This window comes from Ancylobacter sp. IITR112, from assembly GCF_041415945.1.
GTDB lineage: Bacteria > Pseudomonadota > Alphaproteobacteria > Rhizobiales > Xanthobacteraceae > Ancylobacter.
Map to the genome: position 1 here is coordinate 941,011 of NZ_JBGCUS010000001.1, position 24,118 is coordinate 965,128.

The window sequence follows — 24,118 nt, forward strand, 5'->3', positions numbered from 1 at the left end:
CCCGGTCCACACACTGGACCTTTCGTCCCCTAGGATCATTCTAAAGGTAGCGCTATCATCCGCGCCCCATCGCAAGCGCCTCGCATAAGGGCGCCATTCAAATGATCATCGCCTGGAAGGACGCCATGAACCGCTTCGTCACTGCCGCCGCCCTCTTCGTGCTCGGTACCACTGCCGCGCTGGCCCAGAGCCCGGCCGGCGATCCCGAAAAGGGCGCCAACGTCTTCAAGAAGTGCATGGCCTGCCATGCCGTGGGTGAAGGCGCCAAGAACAAGGTCGGCCCGGAACTGAACGGGATCATCGGCCGGAAGATGGGCTCCGTCGAAGGTTTCAACTATTCCGACACGCTGAAGGAGCACAACGCCAAGGGTGATGTGTGGACGGCGGAAGTGCTGAGCGCCTATCTGGAAAACCCGAAGGGCTATATGCCTGGGGTGAAGATGGTGTTCGCCGGCCTGCCGAAGGAAAGCGACCGTCTCAATCTTGAGGCGTATCTCGGCCAGTTCAACGCCGACGGCACCAAGAAGTAGCCGTCGCGTTTCTCCCGCAGGGGGCCTCGCGTGAGGTGCGGCGATGGCGGACGTGCCACGACTGCATAGACGACGTCTGCTCGCCCTCGCTGCGGCTCTGGCCTTCGGCGGCCGGGGCTCAGCGAAGGCGGGGACGCCGGCCTCCCGGCCGGGCGACGGCCTGCCGCTGGAAGCGGTCGCGCCCGGAGTCCATGTATTCCGCGCGCCCTACGAACTGATCGCCCCCGACAATGACGGGGCGATCGCCAATATGACCCTGATTGTCGGAGACGCCGCCGCCGCGGTGATCGACACCGGCAACAGCTACCGCGCCGGCGCCCTGATGCGCGCGGCGGTACGCGCGGTGACCGACAGGCCGCTGCGCTATGTCATCAACACCCACATGCACCCCGACCACACGCTGGGCAACGCGGCTTTCGCCGAGGACCGCGTGCGTTTCGTCGCCCATCACAAAATGCCGCGCGCCCTCGCGCTGCGGGCGGACACCTATCTCGCCCAGGTCGAGCGCCTGCTGGGAGCCGCAGGGGAGGGGACGCGAATCTTGCTGCCGGAACTGCTGGTCGAGGACAGGCTGACCCTCGACCTCGGCGGGCGGCCGCTTGAACTGCGCGCCCATCCGACCGCGCACACCGACAATGATCTCACCGTCTTCGACGCCGCCACCGGCACCTGGGTGATGGGTGACCTGCTGTTTGTCGGGCATGTTCCGACGCTCGACGGCAGCCTGACCGGCTGGCTGTCGCTGCTCGACCGGCTGTCGGAACAGGCGGTGGCGCGCGCGGTACCCGGTCACGGTCCCGCGAGTGTCGCCTGGCCGCAGGGAGCCGCAGCCGAGCGGCGCTACCTCTCAACGCTGCGCCGCGATATCGGCCGGCTGCTGCAAGAGGGACGGCCGATGAGCGAGGCGCCGCTACATGGCGCTCTGTCGGAACGTGCCGAATGGGCCCTTTTCGACGAGTTCAGCGCCCGTAATGCGATCGCCGCCTATCACGAGCTGGAGTGGGAGTAGCTTGCTGCACCGCAGCGCAGCGAGAGGTAAAACTGCCCGCTTTCAGGTGTTCGTTTGTGGTATTTTGTATATCTTTTCGCTCTTGCAGCAAAAATATAATAAGAGCCATTTCTCATAAGAGTTCTTATTGCCAGCCCGAGGGATTCGGATTAGCGTAACCTCGTCTTCGGCTTCAACGGCAATCGGGAAGAAGTTCCCGGGTCCGGTTCGTAGGCCAGCTTGGGGCGGGGCGCCCCCGTGAAATCCGGCTGCTTCTCCCCAGCCGGTCGTGACACGCTGTCGAAGACAAAAAGGTCAGACGGCAAACAAGCCGCGGCGGGTCGTCCGTGCATTCGGTCGGTCCCGGAGGATCGTTCACGAGGAGAATAAGCATGCGCAAGGTTCTTGCGACAGCACTTCTGGGTGCTGCGGCGGTCTATGCTTGGCCCGCGTCGGCCAATGACGGACTGGTCAGCATCATGAAAGACCCCAAGCAATGGGGTATTCAGACGGGTGACTATGCCAATACCCGCTATTCCAAGCTCGACCAGATCAATGCCGGCAATGTCGGCAAGATCCAGGTGGCCTGGACCTTCTCGACGGGCGTCCTCCGTGGCCATGAGGGCGGTCCGCTCATCATCGGCGACGTGATGTACGTCCACACGCCGTTCCCCAACATCGTTTACGCTCTCGACCTCAACGATAACGGGCGCATCATCTGGAAATACGAGCCCAAGCAGGACCCGAACGTCATCCCGGTCATGTGCTGCGACACCGTCAACCGCGGTCTCGCCTTCTCTGACGGCATGATCTTCCTGCACCAGGCCGACACCACCCTCGTCGCGCTCGACGCCAAGACGGGCGAGAAGAAGTGGTCGGTCGTCAACGGCGATCCCAAGAAGGGTGAGACCAACACCGCCACCGTTCTGCCGGTGAAGGACAAGGTCATCGTCGGCATCTCCGGCGGCGAGTTCGGCGTGCGCTGCCATGTGACCGCCTATGACAGCAAGACCGGCAAGCAGGTTTGGCGCGGCTATTCGATGGGCCCCGACGACGAGATGCTCGTCGACCCGGAAAAGACCACGGCTCTCGGCAAGCCGATCGGCAAGGATTCCTCGCTCAAGAGCTGGGAAGGCGATCAGTGGAAGATCGGCGGCGGTTGCACCTGGGGCTGGTATTCCTATGACCCCGAAACCAACCTCGTTTATTACGGCTCGGGCAACCCGTCGACCTGGAACCCGTCGCAGCGCCCGGGCGACAACAAGTGGTCGATGACCATTTGGGCGCGTGATGCCGACACGGGCATGGCCAAGTGGGTCTACCAGATGACCCCGCACGACGAATGGGACTTCGACGGCGTCAACGAAATGATCCTCACGGATCAGCAGTTCGACGGCAAGCCGCGCAAGCTGCTGACCCATTTCGACCGTAACGGCTTCGGCTATACCCTCGACCGCGTGAACGGCGAACTGCTCGTCGCTGAGAAGTTCGACCCGGTGGTGAACTGGGCCACCAAGGTGGACATGGACAAGAACAGCCCGACCTATGGTCGTCCGCTGGTCGTGGCCAAGTATTCGACCGCGCAGAACGGCGAAGACGTGAACACCAAGGGCATCTGCCCGGCGGCGCTCGGTACCAAGGACCAGCAGCCGGCCGCGTTCTCGCCCAAGACCAACCTGTTCTACGTTCCCACCAACCACGTCTGCATGGACTACGAGCCGTTCCGCGTCAGCTACACGGCGGGCCAGCCCTATGTCGGTGCGACCCTGTCGATGTATCCCGCGCCGAACAGCCATGGCGGCATGGGCAACTTCATCGCTTGGGATAACACCAAGGGTAAGATCGTCTGGTCGCTGCCCGAGCCCTTCTCGGTGTGGTCGGGCGCTCTGGCCACTGCTGGCGACGTGGTCTTCTACGGCACGCTCGAAGGCTATCTGAAGGCGGTCGACGCCAAGACGGGCAAGGAACTCTACAAGTTCAAGACCCCGTCCGGCATCATCGGCAACGTCACCACCTATGAGCACAAGGGCAAGCAGTACATCGCCATCCTGTCGGGTGTCGGTGGCTGGGCGGGCATCGGCCTGGCGGCCGGCCTGACCGACCCGAACGCCGGTCTCGGTGCGGTGGGTGGTTACGCCGCCCTGTCCAACTACACCAACCTCGGCGGTCAGCTCACCGTGTTCGCTCTGCCGAACTGAGCCACGGGACGGCGGGCACTCCCCGGAGAGCCCGCCTGTCCGAGACGAAAAGGGGCCTGGCCGCCGGTTCACCCGGTGCGCCGGGCCCTCACGTCTCGCAAGCCTGGCCTTTATGAGACTCTTAGAAAAATTCAAAGCCGCGGAACGGCGTCCTTGTGGCGCCGGCCCCGACGCCAAACGGCCCCTGCGGCGCCTTGAGGAGACTGCTTCATGACGAATCCTGTTCGCGGATGGTTTGTTTCCGGCATGCTGCCGGCATCCGCCGGCGCTGCGGCGCTGGTTCTGGCGGCCGCCCTGTCCCTTCCCGCTCCGGTGCACGCCCAGGAGCAGGCTCCGGCCGCCGCGACGCCGGCGCCGGTCGAGAAGGAGAAGGACGAACTCGGCAAGTACACGCTGCCGGATGGCGACCCGACCTATAACATCCAGCCCGACGGCACGATGGATTGGTACACCTATTCCGGCTATCGCCGCTATCATGCCGAGTGCCATGTCTGCCACGGCCCGGACGGCATGGGCTCCAGCTACGCACCCGCCCTTGCCAACTCGCTCAAGACCATGAGCTATCCGCAGTTCATGGAGATCGTCGTCAACGGCAAGCAGAATGTCGGCGTCGGCACGGCCGATCAGGTGATGCCGGCCTTCGGCGAGAACAAGAACGTCATGTGCTATCTCGACGACATCTATGTCTATCTCAAGGCTCGCGCCGATGGCGCGCTCGGCCGCGAGCGTCCCAGCAAGCGCGAGGACAAGACCAAGGCCTATACCGCGAATGAAAATCAATGCTTCGGACGGCCGAGCTGACGCCATGAGCAGCATGGCGCAGCCGGGATACCAAGATCGCTCGGCGCGCCGCACGGCGACGCGCCGGACGGGGAGGAGCGTTGCGGCGCTTCTGGCGCTCGCCGGCCTCGCTGCCTTCCCCGTCGCAGCGACGGCCCAGGTGGCCGATCTGGTCGACCGCTCCACTCTGCGTGTCTGCGCCGATCCGGCGAACATGCCCTTCACCAATGAGGAAGGGCAGGGCTTCGAGAACAAGATCGCCGAGCTGATGGCCGAGAAGCTCGGCCTCGCTCTCGATTACACCTGGTTTCCGCAGGCCACCGGCTTCTACCGCATGACGCTCGGCTCCAAGCGCTGCGATGTGGTGATGGGCTACGTCGCGGCGGGCGATCCTGTCCTCAATACCAATGCCTACTATCGCTCGGCCTGGGTGCTGGTCACCAAGAAGGACAGCGAACTCGCCAGCGTCGACACGCTGGAAGACCCGCGCCTCAAGGGCAAGCGCATCGGCATCATCGCCGGCACGCCACCCGGCGACCTTCTGGTGCGGAACGGCTTGATGCCGCTGGCGCGCCCCTATGCGCTGATGGTAGATCGCCGCTTCGACAGCCCCGCCGAGGCGATGATCGCCGACCTCGAGGACGGCGAGATCGACGCCGGCATTCTCTGGGGCCCCATTGGCGGCTACTACGCCAAGGCGTCGAAGGTGCCGCTCTCGGTCGTGCCGCTTGTGAAGGAGAAAGGTGATCCCTCGCTCATCTACCGCATCACTTTCGGCATTCGGCCCGGCGAACTGAACTGGAAGCACCAGCTCAACGGCTTCATCAAGGACGAACAGGGGGCGATCAACCGCATCCTGCTCGATTATGGCGTGCCCCTGCTCGACAATCAGGATCGCCCGATCCAGGCGGCGCCGTAAAACGCGCGGGAGGGGGCGGTGAAACGCTATCGGCCAGACCCCACGCTCCGCCGACTGGCCTGGCTGGGAATGGCTGGGCTCGCCGCCGTCCTCTATGTGTTCGCGCCGATGACCGGGCGCGGTGAGGAGGCGGTTCCCGAACCTGCGGGCTACCGCATGGACGAGTACCGGGCGCCCACGCCGGCCACGCTGAAAGGCGCCGCGGTCATCGACACTGCCGAGGCCGAACGGCTGTGGCAGACCAAGGCAGCCCTCTTCATCGACGTGATGCCCCGTGACGTGAAGCCGGCTAATCTACCACCCGGCACATTGTGGCGCGACAAGAGGCGCGATCATCTGCCCGGGAGCGTCTGGCTTCCCAATGTCGGCTATGGCGCCCTTTCTGCCGCGAGCGATGCCTATTTCCGTAGCCGGCTGGAGGCAGTGACCCAGGGCAATCGCGCCGCCCCGCTGGTCTTCTATTGCCAGACCGCTTGCTGGATGAGCTGGAACGCGGCCAAGCGCGCCATTGACGAGTACGGCTATTCGAACATCGCTTGGTATCCCGCCGGCAGCGACGGCTGGGCGAAGGCGGGCCTGCCGCTCGAACAGGGCCAGCCCATGCCTTGAACGCGGCGCCGGCGCGGCGCCGCGCGGCCTGCGCGGAACGCATCCGGCCGCCGGCCGGATGCCTCGGCTCAGGGCAGCTTTTCCTGAATGGCGCGGGCGAGGGCGAAGATGCGCTGTTCCAGCAGTACCGGGCTCTCGCACACCGCCGTCATGGATTGCTGGCGCGCATCATAGACGCGGGTGTCCCACAGAAGCTGCTTCTCCAGTTCCTGCGCCTTGCGCTTGTCCTCGTCCGTGGTGGCCGCCTTCTTGGCGCTGGCGAGGGCGAGGCTTTCATCCTTGATGCGCTTCGACAGCTCGATCTGGTGCTCGGCATAACGCTCGATGCCGCTCATGATCCGGCTGCGGCGGGCGTTGATCTGCTCGAACACGCCGGCGAATAGCAGGGTGAGTCGCTGCTTGTCGTCCGGACCTAGCGTGGCGGCGAAGCTGTCGATCTGCTTCGTCGCCTCGTCAATGGGTGTGCGCTGGGCGGCCAGCACCGGCACGAGATCAGCGACCTGACGATCATCCTGCCATTGCAGATTGTCGATGGGGGGGCCTGACCACATCTGCCCCACCGCCAGTTCGGGCACTTTGCGCTGGATACAGGGCCAGAGCCCTCCCGTAGGCGCGGCAGCAAGGGCGGGGGCAGCACCTGCAAGCAGGAGAGGCAGGGCGAGGCGCAGGCGGCGCAAGGCGGGTCGGAATGTGGGCATGGGCTTTTCCTCGAGATATTGTCCGGAAGCTCTCCGGCTTCCGTTTGGACAGTGCCGCGCATCTGGCCGGCTCATTTGGCCGTCTCCGGCCCGCCGCGGCGAGCCATGATGCCGGCGGAAGGATCATACGCCAGGATCGACGCGGCGAGGAACACCGCCGCGCATGCCGCGACCACCAGCGCCGCCAGCGGCGCGAACTGGCCGTAAAGCGCGAAGCGGATCAACTCCACGGCATAGGTGAACGGGTTGAGCGTGCAGATCCACCATAGCGGCAGGCTGCTCTCCTGCACCCGCCAGAGCGGGTACAGCGCCGAGGAGGCGAAGAACATGGGGAAGATGACGAAGTTCATCACGCTGGCGAAGTTCTCCATCTGCCGGAACAGCGAGGACATGAGCAGTCCCATGGCGCCGAGCATCAGGCCGGAGAGGAGGAGCGCGGGAATAACGGTGACATAGCCGGTGGGCGGCAGTTCCACTTCCCAGAACCAGGCGACGGCGAGGAAGGCATAGACCTGCAGCAGCGACACGCCGATGCCGGCGACGAGCTTGCACACCAGCAGGTACCAGCGCGGATAGGGGCTCACCAGCAGGATACGCATCGCCCCGACCTCGCGGTCATGGACCATGGAAAGCGAGGATTGCAGGCCGTTGAAAAGCTGGATCATCGCCACCAGCCCGGGAGTCACATAAACCTCGTAGAGCACATAGGTCTCATAAGGCGGTATGATCGAGACGCCGAGCACCGAACGAAAGCCGGCAGCGAAGATGAACAGCCACACCAGCGGTCGCACCAGAGCGGACAGGAAACGCCCGCGCTGATTGAGGAAGCGCAGCGCCTCGCGCCAGCAAATGCCGCTGAGGACGATGAAATAGCCGGTCAGCGGCAGGCGGAATGGGTCGTGCTTCATGGCGCCGTCTCTCCCGCATCGCCGACGAGTGCGAGGAAGGCGGCGGAAAGGTCTTCGCCGCCAGCATGCGCCAGCATCTCCTCATAGCAGCCGCTGGCGCGGACACGGCCGCGATGGAGCACCACCACGCGGTCGCCGGGGACGATTTCCTCGATGATATGCGTCGCCCACAGGACGCCTATGCCCTCATTTGCTACCAGCGCGCGGACCAGCGCGACCACGGCGGCGCGCGAGGCGATGTCGAGGCCGACGGTCGGCTCGTCGAGCAGCAGCAGGCGCGGGCGGTGCATGAGGGCGCGCACGATCTCCACCCGGCGCATCTGGCCGCCCGAGAGGTTGCGCACCTTGTCGCGGGCCCGCTCGGCGAGGCCGTCCTGGGCCAGAAGTTCCAGCGCCCGGCGGCGCCCGGCGCCGAAGCTGATTCCGTGGAGGGTGGCGTGGTAGAGCAGATTGTCGAGGACGGAGAGTTCAAGGTCGAGCGTGCGCGCCTGGAACACCACGCCGAGCCGGCTGAGCGCTTCGGCGGGCCGGCGCCGCACATCGGCCCCGAGCACATGGATCGCGCCACTGCGATTGTCGTATAGTCGGGTGACCAGTGAGAACAGAGTGGTTTTTCCCGCGCCGTTCGGACCGAGCAGGGCGGTGAAGCTTCCCGCGGGAACCGTCAGCGTGACATCGTCCAGCGCCTTGCGCGCGCCAAAAGCATGGCTGACCGCGCGCACCTCGAGCGCCGGTACCTCGGCTGCCGGGCGGGCTGGGGACAGGGGAGCGGTCTGTTCCGTCATGGCATCTCCCGCATCGCGCGAACAAAAGTCCCCGGCGGGGCCGGGGACAGTGTTCACGAGGACGAAATAAGGCCGATCAGCGCGTCACTTGACGATGAACTCGCCCTTCATGCCGCGCTCTTCCATGCCCTTGCAGTACCAGGAATAGGTGCCCGGCTTGATCGGCACGAAGAACAGTTCGGCCTCGCCATCCTTCTCGAATTCGATCTCCGTCAGACCGATGGCCTTTATCTCCACCTCTTCGACCTCGACCTTACGCAGAAAGATGCTCTTGAAGAAGTCGGGAGCCTGCCAGGCGCATTCCTTCTTGCCGGTGGAGCTCAGCTCAAGGCTGTAGGCCTTGCCGGTCTCCAGATTGTATTTCGTTTCCGAGACGCCATAGCCGGCATTGCCGAGGCCAAGCTCAAGCGGTTTCAGTTCGGTCGGCTTCAGCGTGAGGTCGCCGGCAGCGAAGGCGGCGCCGGAGGTGACGAGCAGGGCGGCAAGGGTGCCGGCGAGGGCTGTGTTCAAACGAAGGGTCATAAGGCTTTCCTCCCGAAATTGATTGGTTTCTGGTTGAACGGCGTCGGTCACGGCACCACGACCACGCCCCAGGGAAGGCGTCCGACGGTGATGGACTTGGTGACCTTCTCATCGGCGACGTCGATCACCGAGATGTCGTTGGAATTGCCATTGGTCGACAGCAGGAACTTCTCGTCCGGCGTGAAGCCGAGCTGCCACACGCGCTGACCGACCAGCAGGTACTTCTCGACCTCCAGCGTCTTCGCATTCACCACCGCGACCCGATTGGCCGGTCCGAGCGCGATGAACGCCTTGGACCCATCCTTGGTGATGCGCACGCCGACCGGCTGGATGGCATCGTCCGCCACGCCCGGGATCTTGAAGGAAATCTTCTTGATGATCTTCCAGGTCGCGGGGTCGATCACCGCCACCGTGCCGCCGACTTCCGCCGACACCCAGAGCTGCTTGCCGTCCTTGCTGAACTCGGCGATGCGCGGGCGGGAATCGACCAGAATGTTCTCGATGATCTCATTGTTCGAGGTATCGACCACATGCGCCATGTTGGTCGTCTCGGAGGTGTTGACCATATATTTGCCGTCGGGGCTGATGCCCATGCCTTCCGGCTCGACGCCGACCGGGATTTCGGCGATCAGGTCATTGTTCTCGACATTCACCACCGTGACCATGTTGTCGTCTTCATTGGCGATGTAGAGCGGGTTGCCCGAGGGATGGAGCACAAAAAGCTCGGGGTCCGGGCCGGAGCGCAGCGTCTTCACCAGCTTCAGCGTCGCCGCGTCATAGACCTCGACGCGGTTGTCGTCAGAGGCGCAGACATAGATCAGCTTGCCGTCCGGACTGGCGATGATGCCGCGCGGGCGGCGGCCAGTCTTGATGGTGTCGGTGACCTTGAGCGTCGCCATGTCGACAACGCTCATCGTGTGGTCGCGCTCATTGGTGACGAAAGCGCGCGGGCTTGCCTCGGCCGGGATGGCATCGACCAGCATCAGCCCGGCGAGCGCGGCGAGGCTGGTGGACAGCAGACTCTGTCGGTTCATCGTTTCCTCCAGGCAATGGTTTGATTTTATTGGAATTTGCAGAGCGTTTCGGGTCGGTCGAAGCCCAGCGTGTCGAGCGGTGTGATCTGGTGCAGGAAGCCAGCCTGCGGGGAGAGCGTCACCGTATTGGTCGCATGGGTGAGCAGGATGGGCTGGCGCAACTGGTGATCCCAGGGGCGGAAGCTCGCGGCAACGCCCTTGAACACCGGCAGGTCGTAATCCGGCGACAGCATCTGCGCTTCGACCTTGGCCGGGTCGCTGTTGCGGGTCTTGAGGCTTGCCGAGCCGACGGCGAAGACACCCTGCCACATCTGGAAGTCCAGTGGCTGCATCATCCGCTTGGACTGCTTGAAGAAGCGGCTCTGCAACTGCGAGGCGCCCCAGTTTTCCATCGTCGGGTGCCAGGACAGCGCCATCAGCCCCTGCGTGCCGGCGATCGGGCGAGGAAGCCAGGTGTTGTAGGGCAGGATATCGCCGAACTCGCCGAGTTCATCGGCGACGATCAGCAGGTCGTAATCGCCGACCTGCGTGCCGCGCGGCACTTCCGACTGGGCGGTGGCGCGCGCATCCGGCCCGTAGTCCCAGGTCTTTTCGGCGACGATCTTGCCACCGAATTTCTTCGCCGAACGCTTCACCGCCTCAGCATAGAGCTTGTCATTGTCGGTACGCCCGACCATGAGGAACCAGTTCTGCCAGCGCTTGGTGACGAGGAACTGCGCCAGCGCGTCGGTCAGCATGGAGCGGCTGGGGGCGATGTGGAACACATTGGCCCGGCAGTCCTTCTGCCGCAGCCGGTCGTCGGTGGCGCCGACATTGATGAAGATGATGTCGCGATCCTTGTAGGTGTCGGCGATCTTCAGCAGCGCATCCGGCGGCACGTCCAGCAGGATGAAACGGTTGCCGGCCTCGACCAGCTTCGCCACGGCCGGCAGCGGGTCGCCATCGGTCGGGACGATTTCACTCGACAGCTTGTAGTCGAGCTTGAGGAAGCGGCCGCTGGTCATGTTGTCGCGAATGCCAAGCTCAGCGCCGGCAATGCCGAGATCGTCCGGCGGCATTTGCAGCGGGGCGATCCAGGGCGGCGGCTCGGGGAGCTGGCGCACCACGCCTATAAGGAAGGTCTGCTCCGGCCCGATGGTCGCGGCGGGCTTGGCCGCCAGCGGCGCGGGCGAGACGGGTGGCGTGGGGGAGAGCGGCGGCGTGCCCTCCTGCGCCGCGGCGGGCGTCAGGCACCACATCGCCATAAGCGTCGCGCCGACGGCGCTTGCCATCCTGATCATCGGCTTTCCATCCCGCGGCTTGGGTTCTCAAGGACCATGTCCTCGGAACTTTTCTCGTGTGCCTTGGGAAAACTCTACGCAATCAAAATCAGGCATTCAATAGAATTGCGTACATAAGAAACTAATAAGAAAATGTAGCAATGCCAATGCATCAAGAATAGCACAAATATTTCAACCGGGAACTTTTTCCCGGTGGTTTGCAGGAGGACTTCTTGTCGATATGATTGCACTGCCCGGGAAGAAAGCGCAGTGGGAGAGGGTGCCGCATGAGAATTCCTGTTCCCGCCTTTCGCCTGCCGGTGTCCGGCTTCTTCCTCGCGGCGCTCCTGGTCGCGCTCGGTCCCGGTGCCGCCGCCCACGCCGCGACGCGGGTCGCGGTGTTCGACTTCGAGCTTCTCGATACCAGCGGCGAGTTCGACCTGCGCGGCCCCAAACCGGAGGAAGTGCACCGGCTCGACCTCATCACCGACGAGGTGCGGCACCGGCTGACGCAGGCGGGCTACGACGTGCTGGACCTCACGCCGCAACAGGCGCAGATCGCGGAAGCGGCGCCGTTCCGCAACTGCAACAATTGCGAATTGCCGATCGCCCGCGCGCTGGGCGCCGAGATCGAGGTGATCGGGCTGGTGCAGAAGGTCTCGAACCTCATTCTCAACATCAACTTTCAGCTTCGTGATGTAGCGACCGGGCAGGTGCTGCGGGCCGGCAGCGCCGATATCCGCAACAACACCGATGAATCCTGGCTGCGCGGTATCTCCTATCTGGTCCGCAACCGTCTGCTCGATCCGCCGCTCACCGGGAAGGCCGCGCCATGATGTCCGTCGTATCCTCCGCGCCGCCATCGCGCCGGGCGGTGCTCGCCGCGCTGGCCGGTCTGCTCGCCGCAGCGGGGCGGCTGCGCGCGCAGGAGGCGCAGGCTCTGACTCTGCGCGTCGGGACGCTGAAATTCGGCACGCTCAACTGGCTGGTGGAGACGATCCGCACCGAGGGCTTCGACCGGCGGGAGGGGCTGGCGCTGGACAGCGTCGACTTCGCCAGCGGGCAGGCCACCACGGTGGCGCTGCAGGCCGGCGATGTCGACCTGATCGTCACCGACTGGCTGTGGGCGATGCGGCGCACCACGGATGGCGAGCCCATGCGCTTCGCGCCATTCTCCAACGCGCTGGGCGCGGTGATGGTGGCGGCGAACGGTCCGGTGAAGGCGCTGGCGGATCTGCGCGGCCGCCGCATCGGCGTCGCCGGCGGCGCGCTCGACAAGAGCTGGCTGCTGCTGCGGGCCTATGGCAAGGCAAAGCTCGGCGTCGATCTCGCCAGCGACGCCGAGCCTGTCTATGGCGCCCCGCCACTGGTGAGCGAGCAATTGCCGCTCGGCCGCGTCGATGCGGTGCTCACCTTCTGGCCCTACGCCGCCCGGCTCGATGCGCGCGGCTTCGCCCGGCTGCTGGATGTGAGCGAGATGGTGCGCGGGCTCGGCATCGACCCGGTGCCTCCGCTGGTCGGCTTTGTCTGGCGCAATGCGGTGATGGCGGAGCGTGGCGCGGCGATCGCCGCCTTTCTGCGCGCGGCGGCGGCGGCGAACCGTTTGCTGGCGACGAGTGATTCGGCATGGGAGCGGCTTCGCCCCTTGATGCAGGCGGCGGATGAGGCGGAGTTCGCCCGGCTGCGGGACTACTACCGGGCCGGCATTCCTGGTGCCTTCGGCGAGCCGGAGCGGGCCTCCTGCGCCCGGCTGTTCGACGTGCTGGCGGAGATTGGCGGCGCCGAACTGGTCGGCCCCGAGGCGCGCTTCGACCGCACGCTGTTCGGCCCCGTCGGCGAGTGAGACCGTGTCGACGCCCAAGCGCCTGCTGCTGACCGCCGCTTCGCTGCTGGCGTTGCTGCTGTTCTGGCAGCTCGCCGCGCTGTGGGCGCAGTCGCGGCTGCTGCCCGGCCCCCCGGAGGTGCTCTCGGCGATGATGCGCGCCACCCATACCGGCGTGCTGCCCGAGGCCATCGCCATCACCCTCGCGCGGGTGGCGGCGAGTTTCCTCATCGCCATGACGCTCGGTTCGGCCATCGGCATTCTGCTGGGGCGCTCGGTGGCGCTGAACGAGCTGTTCGGGCCCTGGGTCGTGGTGCTGCTGAACCTGCCGGCGCTGGTGGTCATCATCCTGTGCTATGTCTGGTTCGGCCTGACCGAGGCGGCGGCGATCACCGCAGTGGCGATCAACAAGATTCCCAATGTCGCGGTGACCATGCGCGAGGGGGCGGCGGCGCTGTCGCGCGATCTCGACGAGATGGTCGAGGTCTACCGGGTGCCGCGCCTGCGCGCCCTGCGTGAGGTGACCTTGCCGCAGCTCGTGCCGTTCTTCGCCGCGAGCGCACGCTCCGGCCTGGCGCTCACCTGGAAGATCGTGCTGGTGGTGGAACTGCTCGGCCGCTCCAATGGTGTCGGATTCGAGCTGCAGACCGCCTTCCAGCTCTTCGATGTCGCCGGCATCCTCGCCTATGCGCTGGCCTTCACCGCCGTGGTGCAACTGATCGAACTCGGCCTGCTCCAGCCCTGGGAGCGCCGTGCCAACAGGTGGCGGCGATGAGCGCGATCCGCATCGCCATTACCGAGAAACGCTATCGCGCCGCCGGCACCGGTCCGGGGCGGGAGATTTTCCGCGACTTCCGCCTCGATGTCGACGCCGGCGCCTTCGTCGCGCTGCTGGGCGAATCCGGCATCGGCAAGACTACCTTGCTCAACATCGTCGCCGGGCTCGACCGCGACTTTCGCGGCGATATCCGGTTCGGCGCAGATTCGCCGCGGCTGGCTTATGCCTTCCAGAACCCGCGGCTTCTGCCCTGGCGCACCGTGCTGCAAAATGTGGCGCTGCCGCTACCCTCGGGCGAGGAAGGGCGCGACCAGGCGCGGGCCATGCTGGACGAGGTCGGGCTGGCCGAACTGGCGGATGCCTATCCCGAGCGGCTTTCGCTCGGCCAGCAGCGTCGGGTGGCGCTGGCGCGCGCCTTCGTCATCGGTCCCGACGTGTTGCTGATGGACGAACCGTTCGTCTCGCTTGACGAGGCAGGCGCGGCGCGGCTGCGCAACCTTTTGCGCCGGCTGCTCGTCCGCCGTCCCGCCACCGTGCTGTTCGTCACTCATGACCGGCGCGAGGCGGTGGAACTGGCGAGCCGTATCGTGGTGCTGGAAGGCGCGCCGGTGCGCATCCTTCGCGACATGGCGCTGGAGCTGACCGCCCAGGAGCGGGCGACGCCTTCCCGCATCGACGAGGTGCGCCAAGCGCTGGAAAACCCGACGGTGGGCTGAGACCACGGCCAGGGGTGGGCCGGTTTGCGACGTTCTTACGCAAGCAAGCCCGCCCCCTGCTTGCCCGCGCGATCGCCCATGAACTCGCCCGTGGAGTCGCCCATGAAAAAGGCCCGGAGCGGTGACGCCCCGGGCCAAAAGCATCTGCGTCGGCGTGAGAGGGCGGAAACCGCCGCCTCCGTGGCGCAAGCGAGGGCGTTTTCCGCCCTCACTTGTTCAGGAAGATCGCCGCCAACCGCTGGAGCAGGCCCTTCGGATAGTGGGCCGCGGGCGGAGCTGTTGTCTGCCCAGGGTTGCTTCCGATCTAAGCGGCGAAGGGGTGCTTGGCCGAAGCGGCCTGCGCCAGAACGTCCTTCACCTTCGGCTCGCCTTCCACGGCGCGCTTCAGCGCTTCCTTGGTCGCCTCATAGTTGAACTGCTGGATCTTGGCGTCGTCCGCCGCTTCCCAGTGGATGAACACGCCGACCGAGATGAACAGGTCGTCGGCTTCATCTTCCGGGATCACGCCTTCGGCGACGCTGTCGACGACGGCCTTGGCGACCGCATACTGGGCCGGGCCGAACATCTGGACCGCCTGGCGGGCGTCCTTGATCGTCACCTTGTTGAACAGGATGGTGTTCGGCTTGGCGAGCAGGTTCGGGGTCACGACCGCGAGCAGCGAGGTGAAGCCGTCCTTGTTGTTGGTCAGCGCATTCAGGAAGGCGCTTTCGGCCGCGGAGCCGCGCGGTCCGATGATGAGGTCGATGTGAGCGACCTCGTTGCCGTCGCCCACCAGCGACTCGCCGATGAGTACCTTGTTGATCTTGGCCATCTATTCCTCCCAGAACGGGGTTGCATGACAAGGGACGGGAATTGTCCCCCGATGTCCCGGCTATCTTTGTTGCAGCGTTTGGAACACCAAACCGGTTGGCCCGATAGCGCGACCAGACACGTTACGGCGAGAGACTAGGCCCGCTTCGCCTTTATCTGCAAGGGATTCTTCATCCGTGTGACGCCGTTGCGCGCCCTTGCCCCATGGTTTGTTGTGGGGCATGGATAATGGGCGGCCAGTGAGGAAGCTGGCGGCACGATCAAAAATGCAGCATAATTCGCCGGCTGTGGATCGGCGATGTGCAGCGGCGACGCTGTGGTCGCTGCCCTCGGCGGCCGCGGCGTAACTGGCAAGCTTTTTGCTGCGTAGCAGCATCATCAAGTGATCCATCTGCCGCGTGCGGCGTAGAGATCAGGTCCGGCCCTTGGGGAAACGTTCGGACGGCGTTGCACTCACGCCACGAGGAACAATTATGGAGCTGATTCTTTCGATCTGTCTCGTTGCCAGCCCCGGCACCTGCCGCGAGGAGGCCGTTTCTGTCGGCCTCGAAGCGCCGCCCGCCCCGATGCAGTGCATGATCGGCGCGATGCCGGTCATCGCCGAATGGACGGAAACGCACCCGAAGTGGAAAGTGCTCAAATGGCGCTGCACCGCTCCCGGCGCCGGCGGGCGCGACATCTGAGCTTTCAAGGCTGTTGGAAGATCTGCTGCAGCGCAGCGTGCGCTGGTGCCGCGTCCATGAAATCATCGGAACGCCATCGCTGTAGAGTGGCACGATCCGGTGAGGCTGCATGGGGCGCGGCTTGTTCTCGTCTTTAAGGGCGCGCATGGCGCTTCTGTTGTCGGTCGCCGTCTTCGTGACGGCGGCGTCGACCGTGGCGCTCGTGCTCGCGCTCGGGGCGGTCAGCAACCAGCTCGACCGTCTCGTATCGGCGCAGACACGGCTGGAACTGCTCTCCACCATTTCCGGGCGGATCGGCGACTATGCGCTGCTGGCGCTGCAGGCGGGCCACGAGGCGCCGGATGCCGAGCGCACGCCTGCCCGCACCGGTCGGGTGCTTGCCGCCGGACGGACACGCGAGGCCTTCGCGCGTCTGGAGGAGGCCCTTTCGGCCTATGTCGGCCGGCTGGTCGGCGAGGAGCAACGGACGCTGATGGCGGCGCGCAGCCGCACCATTGCCCGGCTACGGGCGCAGTTCGACGTTCTGGACCGGCAGGTCGACCTTGCGCTGAGGGCGGAAGAGCCGGCGACGGCCGCGCGGGTGGCGCTGGATGTGTTCGCCGCCGGCTTCGGCGCGCCGCTCAGCCAGGCGATGGAAGAGGAGCGCACCACCGCGCTTGACGCCTATAATCAGGTGAGAGAGCTTCGCGAGCGGACGATACGCTGGGGGCTGGCCGGCGTCGCGCTCGCCTTCCTGCTGGCGGTCGCGCTCTACCATCTTCTCGGACGCACGCTGGTGAACCGCGTGGCGGATGTCGCGGCGGCGGCGGCGGCCATCGCACGCGGGCGCTCCGATACCCGCATCACCGTCACCGGCCATGACGAACTGAGCCTCGCCATGGCGCGGTTCAACCGCATGGCGGCGCATCTCGCCCGCCGCGAGGCGCGGCTGGTGGCGGATCAGAAGCAATTGCAGCAGATCGTCGAGGCGCGGACGGCGGAACTGCGCGCCGCCAACACGCGGCTTGAGAATGTCGACATGGCGCGGCGGCGCTTCTTCACCGATGTCAGCCACGAATTGCGCACGCCGCTGACGGTGATTCTCGGCGAAGTGGAGATCACGCTGCGTCCGCAAAAGCCGCGCGAGGAGGATCTGCGCGCGGCCCTGCTGGTCATCCAGTCGCGTGCCCGGCGCCTGCACCGCCGGGTGGAAGACCTGCTGCGCATCGCGCGCTCCGAGAGCGGGCAGATCGAGCTCGACCGGTCGCTGTTCCTGGTGTCGGACCTTTTCGCCGAAGTGTGCGAGGGCATGGGCCCGCTGGCGCGGGCGGGCGGGCTTACCCTGGAGGCGGCCGAGGGCGCCGAGGGTCTTGCCATCGACGCCGACCGCGAATGGCTGCGCCAGACCCTGGACGGGCTGGTGGCCAATGCGGTGCGCCATTCCCCGCCGGGCGAGGCCGTGCGGCTTGCCGCCCGCAGCGACGGCGACGAGGTGGTGATCGAGGTGCGCGACCACGGCACCGGCATCCCCGCCGAGGAGCTTCCCCATGTGTTCGAGCGGTTCTGGCGTGGTTCGGCCGGCACGCGGGAAGGGACGGGTTTCGGAATCGGCCTCGCCCTCGCCAAATGGATCGTCGACCGCCATGGCGGTCGAATCGCTGTTGAAAGCAGCACGGGAGAGGATGGGCGGCAGCGCGGCACCTGCGTCACTGTTCGCCTGCCGCTGCCCGTGCCCGACATCACACTGGAGGCCGCCCAATGAACATTCTGGTCGTGGAGGACGATCCCGATATCGGCTCGCTGCTGCGGCGTGGCTTTTCCTCCGAGAGCTATGATGTCGAACTGGTCGGGGATGGCGAGGCGGCGCTGCGGGTGGCCAATGGCAAGCCCTGGGGGGCCATCATTCTCGATGTGATGCTGCCCGGCCGCTCCGGCATCGAGGTGTGCAAGGCGCTGCGTGCCGGGGGGCAGACGGCGCCGATCCTCATGCTCTCGGCGCGCTCCAGCGTGAATGAGCGCACCGAGGGGCTGATGGCGGGGGCGGATGACTATATCGTCAAGCCCTTCGCCTTCGAGGAATTGCTGGCGCGGGTGAAGGTGCAGGCACTGCGCCGCAGCAATGCGGGCAGCGAACCGCGCACGCTGGAAGTCGGCGCGCTGTCGCTCGATCTCGATACGCGGCAGGCGCTGCTGGGCGGCGTACGGGTGCGGCTGACCGAGCGCGAGGTGGAACTCCTGGCGCTGCTCATGCGTCATCCCGGCGAGCCCCTGTCGCGCGCGGATATTTTCGCGGCGCTGTGGGCCGGGCATGGCGGCGCCTCGCTCAATGTGGTGGATGTCTATGTCGGCTATCTCCGCCACAAGCTGGCGGAGGCGCTGCCCGAGGGGGCGCACCTGATCGTGACCGTGCGCGGCCGCGGCTTCATGCTGGAAGCGGAAGGCGGTTGACGCAGCGGGTGATGAGCAGCGTGGTATAATGTGCGCCTGACGGAAAGATGGCCAGGTCTTCTTGACGAATGGCCAAAGGATCATCACATTATTGACGCGGTGTAATATCCGCAAAGCAACTCAATCTCTTATAATCTTCTTATGAAGTAAAGAGGGATTGGAAAACATCAGGAGGACGATATGGCCTGGACTGCTCCTCGCATTGTTGAAGTCTGCGTCGGCATGGAAGTCAACGCCTACTATCCGGCTGACTTCTGAGCCTTCTGGGGACGGGATGGCAGGAAATCGCTTCGCCGATGACAACGCCCCCGTCCCACTTCAAGCTCGTGATCCTCGGATCAGCCGCGGGCGGTGGTTTCCCTCAGTGGAACTGCCGCTGCGCGGTCTGTTCGCTTGCGTGGGCCAATGACCCGCGCGTACGGCGCCGCACCCAAGCCTCGATCGCGGTGACCGCGAATGGGTCCGACTGGGCGCTGGTCAATTGCGCCCCGGAGATTCTGGCGCAGCTTCAGGCGACGCCGGCGCTGCATCCCCGGGAGGGGTTGCGCCATTCGCCGCTCAAGTCCGTGCTGCTGACCAATGCCGATATCGACCATGTCGCGGGGCTGTTGAGCCTGCGCGAAGGCCAGCCCTTCACCTTGCTGGCGACGCCCGGCGTGCATGGCGTGCTTGCCGGCAGCAGTGCCTTCGACGTGCTGGCGCCCGAGGTGGTCGAGCGCCGCGCGGTGGGGCTGGGCGCCTCTTTCGAACTGGTGGACGGGGTGACGGCGACGATTTTTCCCGTTCCCGGCAAGATCGCCCTCTATCTCGAAGCGCGCGAGCAGGCGGAAAAGGGCTCGCTCACCACCGACCTGGAAGGCGAGCAGACCATCGGCGTCGAGCTCGCGGCCGGGGGGCGGCGCGTGCTCTACATTCCCGGCTGCGCGGCGATGACCGAGACCCTGCGCGAGCGGCTGGATGGCGCCGATGCGGTGCTGTTCGACGGCACGCTGTGGCGGGACGACGAGATGGTCCGCGCGGGTGTCGGCAGCAAGACCGGGGCGCGGATGGGCCACATGTCCATGTCCGGCCCGCTCGGTTCGATCGAGGCTTTGCGCGAGGTCAAGGTCGGTCGGAAAATCTATGTTCACATCAATAACACCAATCCGGTGCTGGTTGATGGCTCAGAAGAGCGTGTAACGGCGAATAAAGCCGGATGGGAAATCGCTCACGACGGGATGGAGATTGCCCTATGACCACGCTTCTTTCACCGGAAGAACTGGAAGCGCGCCTGCGCGATGTCGGCACGCGCCGCTATCACAGCCTGCATCCGTTTCACAAACTGCTGCATAATGGCCAGCTAACCTTTGGCCAGGTGCAGGCTTGGGCGCTGAACCGCTATTACTATCAGGCGATGATCCCGGTGAAGGATTCCGCCATCCTCGCCCGCATGGAGGAGCCGGAACTGCGCCGCGTCTGGCGCCAGCGCATCGTCGACCATGACGGCGATCATGAGGGGGAAGGCGGCATCGCCCGCTGGCTGGTGCTGACCGACAGCCTGGGCCTCGACCGCTCGATGGTCACCTCGCTGCGCGGCCTGCTGCCGGCGACGAAGTTCGCGGTCGACGCCTATGTGCATTTCGTGCGCGAGAAGACGCTGCTGGAAGCGATCGCCTCCTCGCTCACGGAGATGTTCTCGCCCGGCATCATCGGCGAGCGTGTCGCCGGCATGCTGAAGAACTATGATTTCGTCTCCAAGGAGACGCTGGCCTATTTCGACAAGCGGCTGACGCAGGCCCCGCGCGACGCCGATTTCGCGCTCGACTATGTCAAGCAGCATGCCCGTACGCCGGAGCAGCAGGAGCAGGCGATCCGGGCGCTGGAATTCAAATGCGACGTGCTGTGGGTGCAGCTCGACGCGCTCTACTTCGCCTATATCGACCCGAAAATGGCCTATCCGGGGGCCTTCGTCCCGAAGGAGGGGTGATGACAGCGACTCTCGCGGCGAACAGCGTACCCAGGCTCGCGCGCGGCGTGCGCCTGAGGCACGACGAGGCGCGCGGCCAGTGGGTGCTGCTGGCGCCCGAGCGGGTGCTCAATCCCGATCCCGTCGCCGTCGAGATCCTGAAGAAGGTGGATGGGGCGCGTTCCCTCGAACTCATCGTCGATGAACTCGCCTCCGCCTTCACCGTGGAACGTCAGACCGTGGCCAGGGATGTCGATGCGTTCATCGCCGGCCTCGCGGAGAAGGGGCTGATCGAGATCGCCTCGCCGCTGATCGGGGATGCCGCGTCATGAGCCTCATCGAAGAACCCCGCAGCCGTGTGGAGGCGCCGGTCCGTCCGGCGCCTCCCATTCCCTATGGCATGCTGGCGGAACTCACCCATCGTTGTCCGCTGCAGTGCCCTTATTGCTCTAATCCCGTCGAACTCGACCGGCGCAATGTCGAGCTCGACACCGAGACCTGGCTGCGGGTGTTCTCCGAGGCGGCGAAGCTCGGTGTTCTGCAGGTTCATCTTTCCGGCGGCGAACCGACGGCGCGGCGCGATCTCGAACAGATGATCCGCCATTGCGTCGAGGTCGGGCTTTACACCAACCTCATCACCGCCGGGGTTGGCGTGACGGCGGAGCGTCTGCAGTCCATTTCCGATGCCGGCATCGACCATGTGCAGCTCTCCTTCCAGGGCGCCACGGCGGACATGACCGACAAGGTCTCCAATTTCCGTGGTGCACATGAGAGGAAGCTCGCGGTCGCCCATGAGGTGCGGCGGCTGGGCCTGCCGCTCACCATCAATTCGGTCGTTCACCGCGCCAATATTCACCAGATCCCGGACTTCATCGACCTCGCGGTTTCGCTGGGCGCCAAGCGCATCGAGATCGCCCATTCGCAGTATTATGGCTGGGCGCTGCGCAATCGCGGGGCGCTGATGCCGACCCGCGACCAGGTGTTCTGGGCGCTCGATGTGGTCGAAGAGGCACGCGCCCGGCTGAAAGGCACGCTGACCATCGACGCGGTGGTGCCGGACTACTACGCCAAATACCCCAAGCCGTGCATGAATGGCTGGGGCCGGCAGTCGCTGAACGTCACTCCGTCCGGCAAGGTGCTGCCGTGCCATGCGGCGGAGACCATTCCGAATCTCGATTTCTGGAATGTGCGCGAGCATGGGCTCAGCGATGTCTGGGTGAATTCGCCGGCCTTCAATGCGTTCCGTGGCACCGACTGGATGCCGGAGCCTTGCCAGAGCTGCGCGCGCAAGGAAATCGACTGGGGTGGGTGCCGCTGCCAGGCGATGGCGATTGCCGGCGACGCCGCCGCCACCGATCCGGCCTGCCATTTGTCGCCGCTGCATGGCGACCTGCTGGCGCTGGCCGAGGCCGATGCTGAAGGCGCCGACATCTATGATTACCGGCGCTATTTCCAGCCCGACCGCGCCGGCTGACGGAGTGCCCTTCATGTTGCGTTTCGCGCGTATTCTTGCTGCCGGCTCGATGGCGACCCTCTTCGCAACGGTCGCGCTCGCCGCGCCGACGGCGACCGAGCTGTTTTTCGAACGCCCCTATCTCACCCAGCTTCAGCCAGGCACGACGCTGACCTATGCCTATAAGCATGTGACCTCGGAGGCCAAGCTCGGCGACGGTTTCGAGGAAACGCTGGATATGAAGGTGGAAGCGCCCGCCGACGATCCGGCCAAGCGGGTGGCGGATGTCATCATCCATCGCGGCAGCCAGGAAGGCGAGGCCGGGCCATTTCCGACCATGAACGGCAATCCGATCGCGCTGATCCTGCTGGAGCGCGACGTAAAGGAGATCGCGCAGCTTTCCAAGGGCAGCCCGTTCTATCTGCGCAACCGGGTGCGCGAGCATCTTGCCACCGGCACGGTGAGCCCGGCGCGCTTTGCTTATGACGGGCGGGAGATCGACGGCTGGAAGCTGACCATGCGCCCCTTCGCCGAGGACCCGAACAAGGACAAGCTGCTGGAACTGGTCGGGCGGCGCTATGAATTCCTGTTCGCCGATGCCGTGCCCGGCGGGCTCTATTCCATTGATGTCGTTACGCCCACGGCGGATGGCAGCGCAAACATGATCGAGACCAGCCTGACACTGACCGGCGTGACCCATGCGCCGGCGGTGAAATAGGCGGCCGCCCGAGGGAGAGGAATGACCATGGTGAACTCACGGCCCGCCCGGAGAATGGCGGCGCGCCTGACCGCCGCAGCCCTGGTGCTGACGGTGCTTGGCACCGGAGGCGTTGTGGCGCAGGAGATGCTCTCGCCCGGCCTCACCGCCGGCGCGCGCAAGCCTGTGCCGCAGGCCCCGACTTCCGGCCTGATCAACGACTACCCCACCGCGGCGCGCGCGGACTATGTGTTCGCCTGCATGATCGTCAATGGCCAGACCCGGCAGGCGCTCGAGAAGTGCTCCTGCTCGATCGACACCATCGCGACCATCCTGCCCTATGAGCGCTATGAGGAGGCCGAGACCATCATGAGCGTCGGCCAGGTGGCGGGTCAGCAGGCGGAACTGTTCCGCAATACCGGCCTCTTCCGCGACATCGTGGCCGACCTGCACCGCGCGCAGGCGGAAGCCGAAGTCACCTGCTTCTATTGAAACGTGCCGGGAGGCGGTACCCGGCACGCCTCCCGCCCCTGAGATGCGTCTTTCGCGGCTTGCCTTTCGCGATTCGCGCCTCAGCTCGCCGGCTTCAGCGCGCCCTCGAATTTGCGCCCGTCCGTGTCGCCGGCATCGACATGGATCTCCTTGCCTTCGGGATCGTAGGAAACGCGGATCGCCGGGTCCTCGCTGAGCGAGATGCCGCCCACCATGGAGAAGATCAGCTCGTCGCCCTGGGTCACGCGGATATTGTCGACGAACTTGGCGGGGATATAGGCCCGCGTCAGCGGGTCCATCTGCAGGCCGGAATAATTGGGGTGGCGGATCATCAGTTGGAGCTGCGACACGCGGCTCGCCTGACTTGAATCGCCGAGGCCGTCCGCCTTCACCGATTTGAGCTTGAGCTGGCCGAGATTTTTGAGCTGGGCTTCCTCATCCTTCATCGCCGGGGCCGAGCAGCCGCCCGAGGCTTTCACATAGCGCTCGGCCATGTGCAGCCCGCCATCGCTGGTCTCTGCGATGGCGCGGACATAAGAATAGGAATTGACCCGCAGCCTTGTGCCGAGTGCCACGTCGCGCCGCTCGCCGCCAAAGGTGAACGTCGCGGCCAGCGGTGCCGGGTTCTCGTCCACGATCAGCGTCAGCTTGGAGATGGTGCGCGGATCGCCTTCGGGCAGCACGATCTCGACATCAATCGGCACCATGGCGGCGTCTTCCGCCCGCTTGGGTGCGGTGAGCCGCACCAGGGGGCTTGCCTCTTCGATCGGGCGCTCGCCGAACACGTCCGGCCGCAGCGACTTCCAGGTGGCATCGGCTCCCGGCTCCTGCGCCGCTGCGGCAGTGGCGGCGAGGGCGGAAAAGACGGTGACGGCGAAAAACAGCCGCAATGGGCGACGTAGGCGATGCATGGCGACCTCCCGGATGTGCCGGAGCGTTGGCCGCCCGGCCGTTGGGTTCATCATACACCTTTGCGCCGTTGAATTGCAGGGCACGAAGTCGCGAGCCGTGGCTGGCCACCCCGTTTTCGCGCCCGGTCCCGCATGGCCGGCGCGCCTGCGCGGC

General features: G+C 65.5%; 27 protein-coding genes and 1 pseudogene. 19 read left to right on the forward strand and 9 right to left on the reverse strand.

Annotation, left to right across the window (positions count from 1 at the left end):
* Positions 1–101: 101 nt before the first annotated feature.
* The 6 genes from AAC979_RS04230 to AAC979_RS04255 all read left to right on the forward strand — a co-directional run bounded on the left by AAC979_RS04230 (position 102) and on the right by AAC979_RS04255 (position 6,024).
* Positions 102–530, forward strand: a complete 429-nt coding sequence (locus AAC979_RS04230; RefSeq protein WP_371345570.1) for a c-type cytochrome — start codon at positions 102–104, stop codon at positions 528–530.
* Positions 531–573: 43 nt separating this feature from the next.
* Positions 574–1,539 carry a quinoprotein relay system zinc metallohydrolase 2 gene (locus tag AAC979_RS04235; protein WP_371345571.1) on the forward strand — a complete coding sequence of 322 codons (966 nt, stop codon included), beginning with the start codon at positions 574–576 and terminating at the stop codon, positions 1,537–1,539.
* Between the two features lie 371 nt (positions 1,540–1,910).
* Entirely contained in the window at positions 1,911–3,716 is a 1,806-nt protein-coding gene (xoxF5, locus tag AAC979_RS04240) for a lanthanide-dependent methanol dehydrogenase XoxF5 (protein WP_371345573.1), read from the forward strand.
* A gap of 210 nt (positions 3,717–3,926) precedes the next feature.
* Positions 3,927–4,517: a c-type cytochrome, methanol metabolism-related gene (locus AAC979_RS04245; RefSeq protein ID WP_371345574.1), complete on the forward strand. Its 591-nt coding sequence runs from the start codon at positions 3,927–3,929 to the stop codon at positions 4,515–4,517.
* Between the two features lie 4 nt (positions 4,518–4,521).
* Positions 4,522–5,415 (forward strand): substrate-binding domain-containing protein, encoded by an 894-nt coding sequence (locus AAC979_RS04250; RefSeq protein WP_371345575.1) that lies wholly within the window; start codon positions 4,522–4,524, stop codon positions 5,413–5,415.
* Positions 5,416–5,433: 18 nt separating this feature from the next.
* Positions 5,434–6,024, forward strand: a complete 591-nt coding sequence (locus AAC979_RS04255; RefSeq protein ID WP_371345577.1) for a PQQ-dependent catabolism-associated CXXCW motif protein — start codon at positions 5,434–5,436, stop codon at positions 6,022–6,024.
* Positions 6,025–6,092: 68 nt separating this feature from the next.
* On the opposite strand, the gene AAC979_RS04260 is transcribed toward AAC979_RS04255, so the two are convergent.
* The 6 genes from AAC979_RS04260 to AAC979_RS04285 form a co-directional block, all read right to left on the reverse strand.
* Complete coding sequence (locus AAC979_RS04260; protein WP_371345578.1) at positions 6,093–6,722, reverse strand: hypothetical protein; 630 nt, start codon at positions 6,720–6,722, stop codon at positions 6,093–6,095.
* A gap of 71 nt (positions 6,723–6,793) precedes the next feature.
* On the reverse strand, positions 6,794–7,630 hold the full coding sequence (locus tag AAC979_RS04265; protein ID WP_371345579.1) for an ABC transporter permease: 837 nt from the start codon (positions 7,628–7,630) through the stop codon (positions 6,794–6,796).
* Positions 7,627–8,415: an ABC transporter ATP-binding protein gene (locus AAC979_RS04270; protein WP_371345580.1), complete on the reverse strand. Its 789-nt coding sequence runs from the start codon at positions 8,413–8,415 to the stop codon at positions 7,627–7,629. Before AAC979_RS04270 ends, AAC979_RS04265 begins: the two co-directional genes overlap by 4 nt.
* An 84-nt stretch (positions 8,416–8,499) precedes the next feature.
* Entirely contained in the window at positions 8,500–8,937 is a 438-nt protein-coding gene (locus AAC979_RS04275; RefSeq protein ID WP_371345581.1) for a copper-binding protein, read from the reverse strand.
* 47 nt (positions 8,938–8,984) lie between these two features.
* Positions 8,985–9,971 carry a PQQ-dependent catabolism-associated beta-propeller protein gene (locus tag AAC979_RS04280; protein WP_371345582.1) on the reverse strand — a complete coding sequence of 329 codons (987 nt, stop codon included), beginning with the start codon at positions 9,969–9,971 and terminating at the stop codon, positions 8,985–8,987.
* A 26-nt stretch (positions 9,972–9,997) separates the two neighbouring features.
* Positions 9,998–11,251, reverse strand: coding sequence for an ABC transporter substrate-binding protein (locus AAC979_RS04285; protein ID WP_371345584.1), 1,254 nt, complete (start codon positions 11,249–11,251; stop codon positions 9,998–10,000).
* 266 nt (positions 11,252–11,517) lie between these two features.
* Here AAC979_RS04285 and AAC979_RS04290 point away from each other — a divergent pair, with 266 nt between their 5' ends.
* The 4 genes from AAC979_RS04290 to AAC979_RS04305 are packed head-to-tail and all read left to right on the forward strand — an operon-like array spanning position 11,518 to position 14,546.
* Complete coding sequence (locus AAC979_RS04290; protein WP_371345586.1) at positions 11,518–12,066, forward strand: DUF3280 domain-containing protein; 549 nt, start codon at positions 11,518–11,520, stop codon at positions 12,064–12,066.
* Positions 12,063–13,073 (forward strand): ABC transporter substrate-binding protein, encoded by a 1,011-nt coding sequence (locus AAC979_RS04295; protein ID WP_371345587.1) that lies wholly within the window; start codon positions 12,063–12,065, stop codon positions 13,071–13,073. The genes AAC979_RS04290 and AAC979_RS04295 overlap by 4 nt, the downstream gene beginning before the upstream one ends.
* A 4-nt stretch (positions 13,074–13,077) precedes the next feature.
* Positions 13,078–13,827, forward strand: a complete 750-nt coding sequence (locus AAC979_RS04300; RefSeq protein WP_371345589.1) for an ABC transporter permease — start codon at positions 13,078–13,080, stop codon at positions 13,825–13,827.
* A complete protein-coding gene (locus tag AAC979_RS04305) occupies positions 13,824–14,546 on the forward strand; it encodes an ABC transporter ATP-binding protein (protein ID WP_371345591.1) in 723 nt (240 codons plus the stop codon). Before AAC979_RS04300 ends, AAC979_RS04305 begins: the two co-directional genes overlap by 4 nt.
* Positions 14,547–14,850: 304 nt before the next feature.
* On the opposite strand, the gene fae is transcribed toward AAC979_RS04305, so the two are convergent.
* Both fae and AAC979_RS04315 read right to left on the reverse strand, forming a co-directional pair.
* Entirely contained in the window at positions 14,851–15,357 is a 507-nt protein-coding gene (gene fae / locus AAC979_RS04310) for a formaldehyde-activating enzyme (RefSeq protein ID WP_371345592.1), read from the reverse strand.
* 60 nt (positions 15,358–15,417) lie between these two features.
* Positions 15,418–15,735, reverse strand: coding sequence for a hypothetical protein (locus AAC979_RS04315; protein ID WP_371345593.1), 318 nt, complete (start codon positions 15,733–15,735; stop codon positions 15,418–15,420).
* A 94-nt stretch (positions 15,736–15,829) separates the two neighbouring features.
* Between AAC979_RS04315 and AAC979_RS04320 the strand changes: the two genes are divergently transcribed.
* The 9 genes and pseudogenes from AAC979_RS04320 to AAC979_RS04360 all read left to right on the forward strand — a co-directional run bounded on the left by AAC979_RS04320 (position 15,830) and on the right by AAC979_RS04360 (position 23,053).
* Entirely contained in the window at positions 15,830–16,039 is a 210-nt protein-coding gene (locus AAC979_RS04320) for a hypothetical protein (protein ID WP_371345594.1), read from the forward strand.
* Positions 16,040–16,184: 145 nt separating this feature from the next.
* The gene (locus tag AAC979_RS04325; RefSeq protein ID WP_371345595.1) at positions 16,185–17,780 is read left to right on the forward strand and encodes a sensor histidine kinase; all 1,596 of its coding nucleotides are present in this window, start codon (positions 16,185–16,187) and stop codon (positions 17,778–17,780) included.
* The gene (locus AAC979_RS04330; RefSeq protein ID WP_371345596.1) at positions 17,777–18,466 is read left to right on the forward strand and encodes a response regulator transcription factor; all 690 of its coding nucleotides are present in this window, start codon (positions 17,777–17,779) and stop codon (positions 18,464–18,466) included. The genes AAC979_RS04325 and AAC979_RS04330 overlap by 4 nt, the downstream gene beginning before the upstream one ends.
* A gap of 180 nt (positions 18,467–18,646) precedes the next feature.
* A complete protein-coding gene (gene pqqA / locus AAC979_RS04335; protein WP_081620376.1) occupies positions 18,647–18,724 on the forward strand; it encodes a pyrroloquinoline quinone precursor peptide PqqA in 78 nt (25 codons plus the stop codon).
* A 38-nt stretch (positions 18,725–18,762) separates the two neighbouring features.
* Positions 18,763–19,701 (forward strand): pyrroloquinoline quinone biosynthesis protein PqqB, encoded by a 939-nt coding sequence (gene pqqB, locus AAC979_RS04340; protein ID WP_371345597.1) that lies wholly within the window; start codon positions 18,763–18,765, stop codon positions 19,699–19,701.
* Positions 19,662–20,743 (forward strand): annotated as a pseudogene (gene pqqC, locus AAC979_RS04345) (pyrroloquinoline-quinone synthase PqqC). The gene pqqB and the pseudogene pqqC overlap by 40 nt, the downstream one beginning before the upstream one ends.
* Positions 20,740–21,885: a pyrroloquinoline quinone biosynthesis protein PqqE gene (gene pqqE, locus AAC979_RS04350; protein ID WP_371345598.1), complete on the forward strand. Its 1,146-nt coding sequence runs from the start codon at positions 20,740–20,742 to the stop codon at positions 21,883–21,885. Before pqqC ends, pqqE begins: the two are co-directional and overlap by 4 nt.
* Positions 21,886–21,898: 13 nt before the next feature.
* Positions 21,899–22,582, forward strand: coding sequence for a hypothetical protein (locus AAC979_RS04355; RefSeq protein ID WP_371345600.1), 684 nt, complete (start codon positions 21,899–21,901; stop codon positions 22,580–22,582).
* Positions 22,583–22,636: 54 nt separating this feature from the next.
* Positions 22,637–23,053, forward strand: coding sequence for a hypothetical protein (locus tag AAC979_RS04360; RefSeq protein WP_371345601.1), 417 nt, complete (start codon positions 22,637–22,639; stop codon positions 23,051–23,053).
* Between the two features lie 80 nt (positions 23,054–23,133).
* Here AAC979_RS04360 and AAC979_RS04365 read toward each other — a convergent pair whose 3' ends face one another.
* Positions 23,134–23,964: a quinoprotein dehydrogenase-associated SoxYZ-like carrier gene (locus AAC979_RS04365; RefSeq protein ID WP_371345603.1), complete on the reverse strand. Its 831-nt coding sequence runs from the start codon at positions 23,962–23,964 to the stop codon at positions 23,134–23,136.
* Between the last annotated feature and the right edge of the window lie 154 nt (positions 23,965–24,118).

What these genes read in the sequence shown, in the direction of transcription:
- AAC979_RS04230 (WP_371345570.1), top strand. Translation starts at nt 102, where the DNA reads ATGATCATCGCCTGGAAGGACGCCATGAACCGCTTCGTCACTGCCGCC.
- AAC979_RS04235 (WP_371345571.1), top strand. Translation starts at nt 574, where the DNA reads ATGGCGGACGTGCCACGACTGCATAGACGACGTCTGCTCGCCCTCGCT.
- xoxF5 (WP_371345573.1), top strand. Translation starts at nt 1,911, where the DNA reads ATGCGCAAGGTTCTTGCGACAGCACTTCTGGGTGCTGCGGCGGTCTAT.
- AAC979_RS04245 (WP_371345574.1), top strand. Translation starts at nt 3,927, where the DNA reads ATGACGAATCCTGTTCGCGGATGGTTTGTTTCCGGCATGCTGCCGGCA.
- AAC979_RS04250 (WP_371345575.1), top strand. Translation starts at nt 4,522, where the DNA reads ATGAGCAGCATGGCGCAGCCGGGATACCAAGATCGCTCGGCGCGCCGC.
- AAC979_RS04260 (WP_371345578.1), bottom strand. Translation starts at nt 6,722, where the DNA reads ATGCCCACATTCCGACCCGCCTTGCGCCGCCTGCGCCTCGCCCTGCCT.
- AAC979_RS04265 (WP_371345579.1), bottom strand. Translation starts at nt 7,630, where the DNA reads ATGAAGCACGACCCATTCCGCCTGCCGCTGACCGGCTATTTCATCGTC.
- AAC979_RS04270 (WP_371345580.1), bottom strand. Translation starts at nt 8,415, where the DNA reads ATGACGGAACAGACCGCTCCCCTGTCCCCAGCCCGCCCGGCAGCCGAG.
- AAC979_RS04275 (WP_371345581.1), bottom strand. Translation starts at nt 8,937, where the DNA reads ATGACCCTTCGTTTGAACACAGCCCTCGCCGGCACCCTTGCCGCCCTG.
- AAC979_RS04280 (WP_371345582.1), bottom strand. Translation starts at nt 9,971, where the DNA reads ATGAACCGACAGAGTCTGCTGTCCACCAGCCTCGCCGCGCTCGCCGGG.
- AAC979_RS04285 (WP_371345584.1), bottom strand. Translation starts at nt 11,251, where the DNA reads ATGATCAGGATGGCAAGCGCCGTCGGCGCGACGCTTATGGCGATGTGG.
- AAC979_RS04290 (WP_371345586.1), top strand. Translation starts at nt 11,518, where the DNA reads ATGAGAATTCCTGTTCCCGCCTTTCGCCTGCCGGTGTCCGGCTTCTTC.
- AAC979_RS04295 (WP_371345587.1), top strand. Translation starts at nt 12,063, where the DNA reads ATGATGTCCGTCGTATCCTCCGCGCCGCCATCGCGCCGGGCGGTGCTC.
- AAC979_RS04305 (WP_371345591.1), top strand. Translation starts at nt 13,824, where the DNA reads ATGAGCGCGATCCGCATCGCCATTACCGAGAAACGCTATCGCGCCGCC.
- fae (WP_371345592.1), bottom strand. Translation starts at nt 15,357, where the DNA reads ATGGCCAAGATCAACAAGGTACTCATCGGCGAGTCGCTGGTGGGCGAC.
- AAC979_RS04315 (WP_371345593.1), bottom strand. Translation starts at nt 15,735, where the DNA reads ATGATGCTGCTACGCAGCAAAAAGCTTGCCAGTTACGCCGCGGCCGCC.
- AAC979_RS04320 (WP_371345594.1), top strand. Translation starts at nt 15,830, where the DNA reads ATGGAGCTGATTCTTTCGATCTGTCTCGTTGCCAGCCCCGGCACCTGC.
- AAC979_RS04325 (WP_371345595.1), top strand. Translation starts at nt 16,185, where the DNA reads ATGGCGCTTCTGTTGTCGGTCGCCGTCTTCGTGACGGCGGCGTCGACC.
- AAC979_RS04330 (WP_371345596.1), top strand. Translation starts at nt 17,777, where the DNA reads ATGAACATTCTGGTCGTGGAGGACGATCCCGATATCGGCTCGCTGCTG.
- pqqA (WP_081620376.1), top strand. Translation starts at nt 18,647, where the DNA reads ATGGCCTGGACTGCTCCTCGCATTGTTGAAGTCTGCGTCGGCATGGAA.
- pqqB (WP_371345597.1), top strand. Translation starts at nt 18,763, where the DNA reads ATGACAACGCCCCCGTCCCACTTCAAGCTCGTGATCCTCGGATCAGCC.
- pqqE (WP_371345598.1), top strand. Translation starts at nt 20,740, where the DNA reads ATGAGCCTCATCGAAGAACCCCGCAGCCGTGTGGAGGCGCCGGTCCGT.
- AAC979_RS04355 (WP_371345600.1), top strand. Translation starts at nt 21,899, where the DNA reads ATGTTGCGTTTCGCGCGTATTCTTGCTGCCGGCTCGATGGCGACCCTC.
- AAC979_RS04360 (WP_371345601.1), top strand. Translation starts at nt 22,637, where the DNA reads ATGGCGGCGCGCCTGACCGCCGCAGCCCTGGTGCTGACGGTGCTTGGC.
- AAC979_RS04365 (WP_371345603.1), bottom strand. Translation starts at nt 23,964, where the DNA reads ATGCATCGCCTACGTCGCCCATTGCGGCTGTTTTTCGCCGTCACCGTC.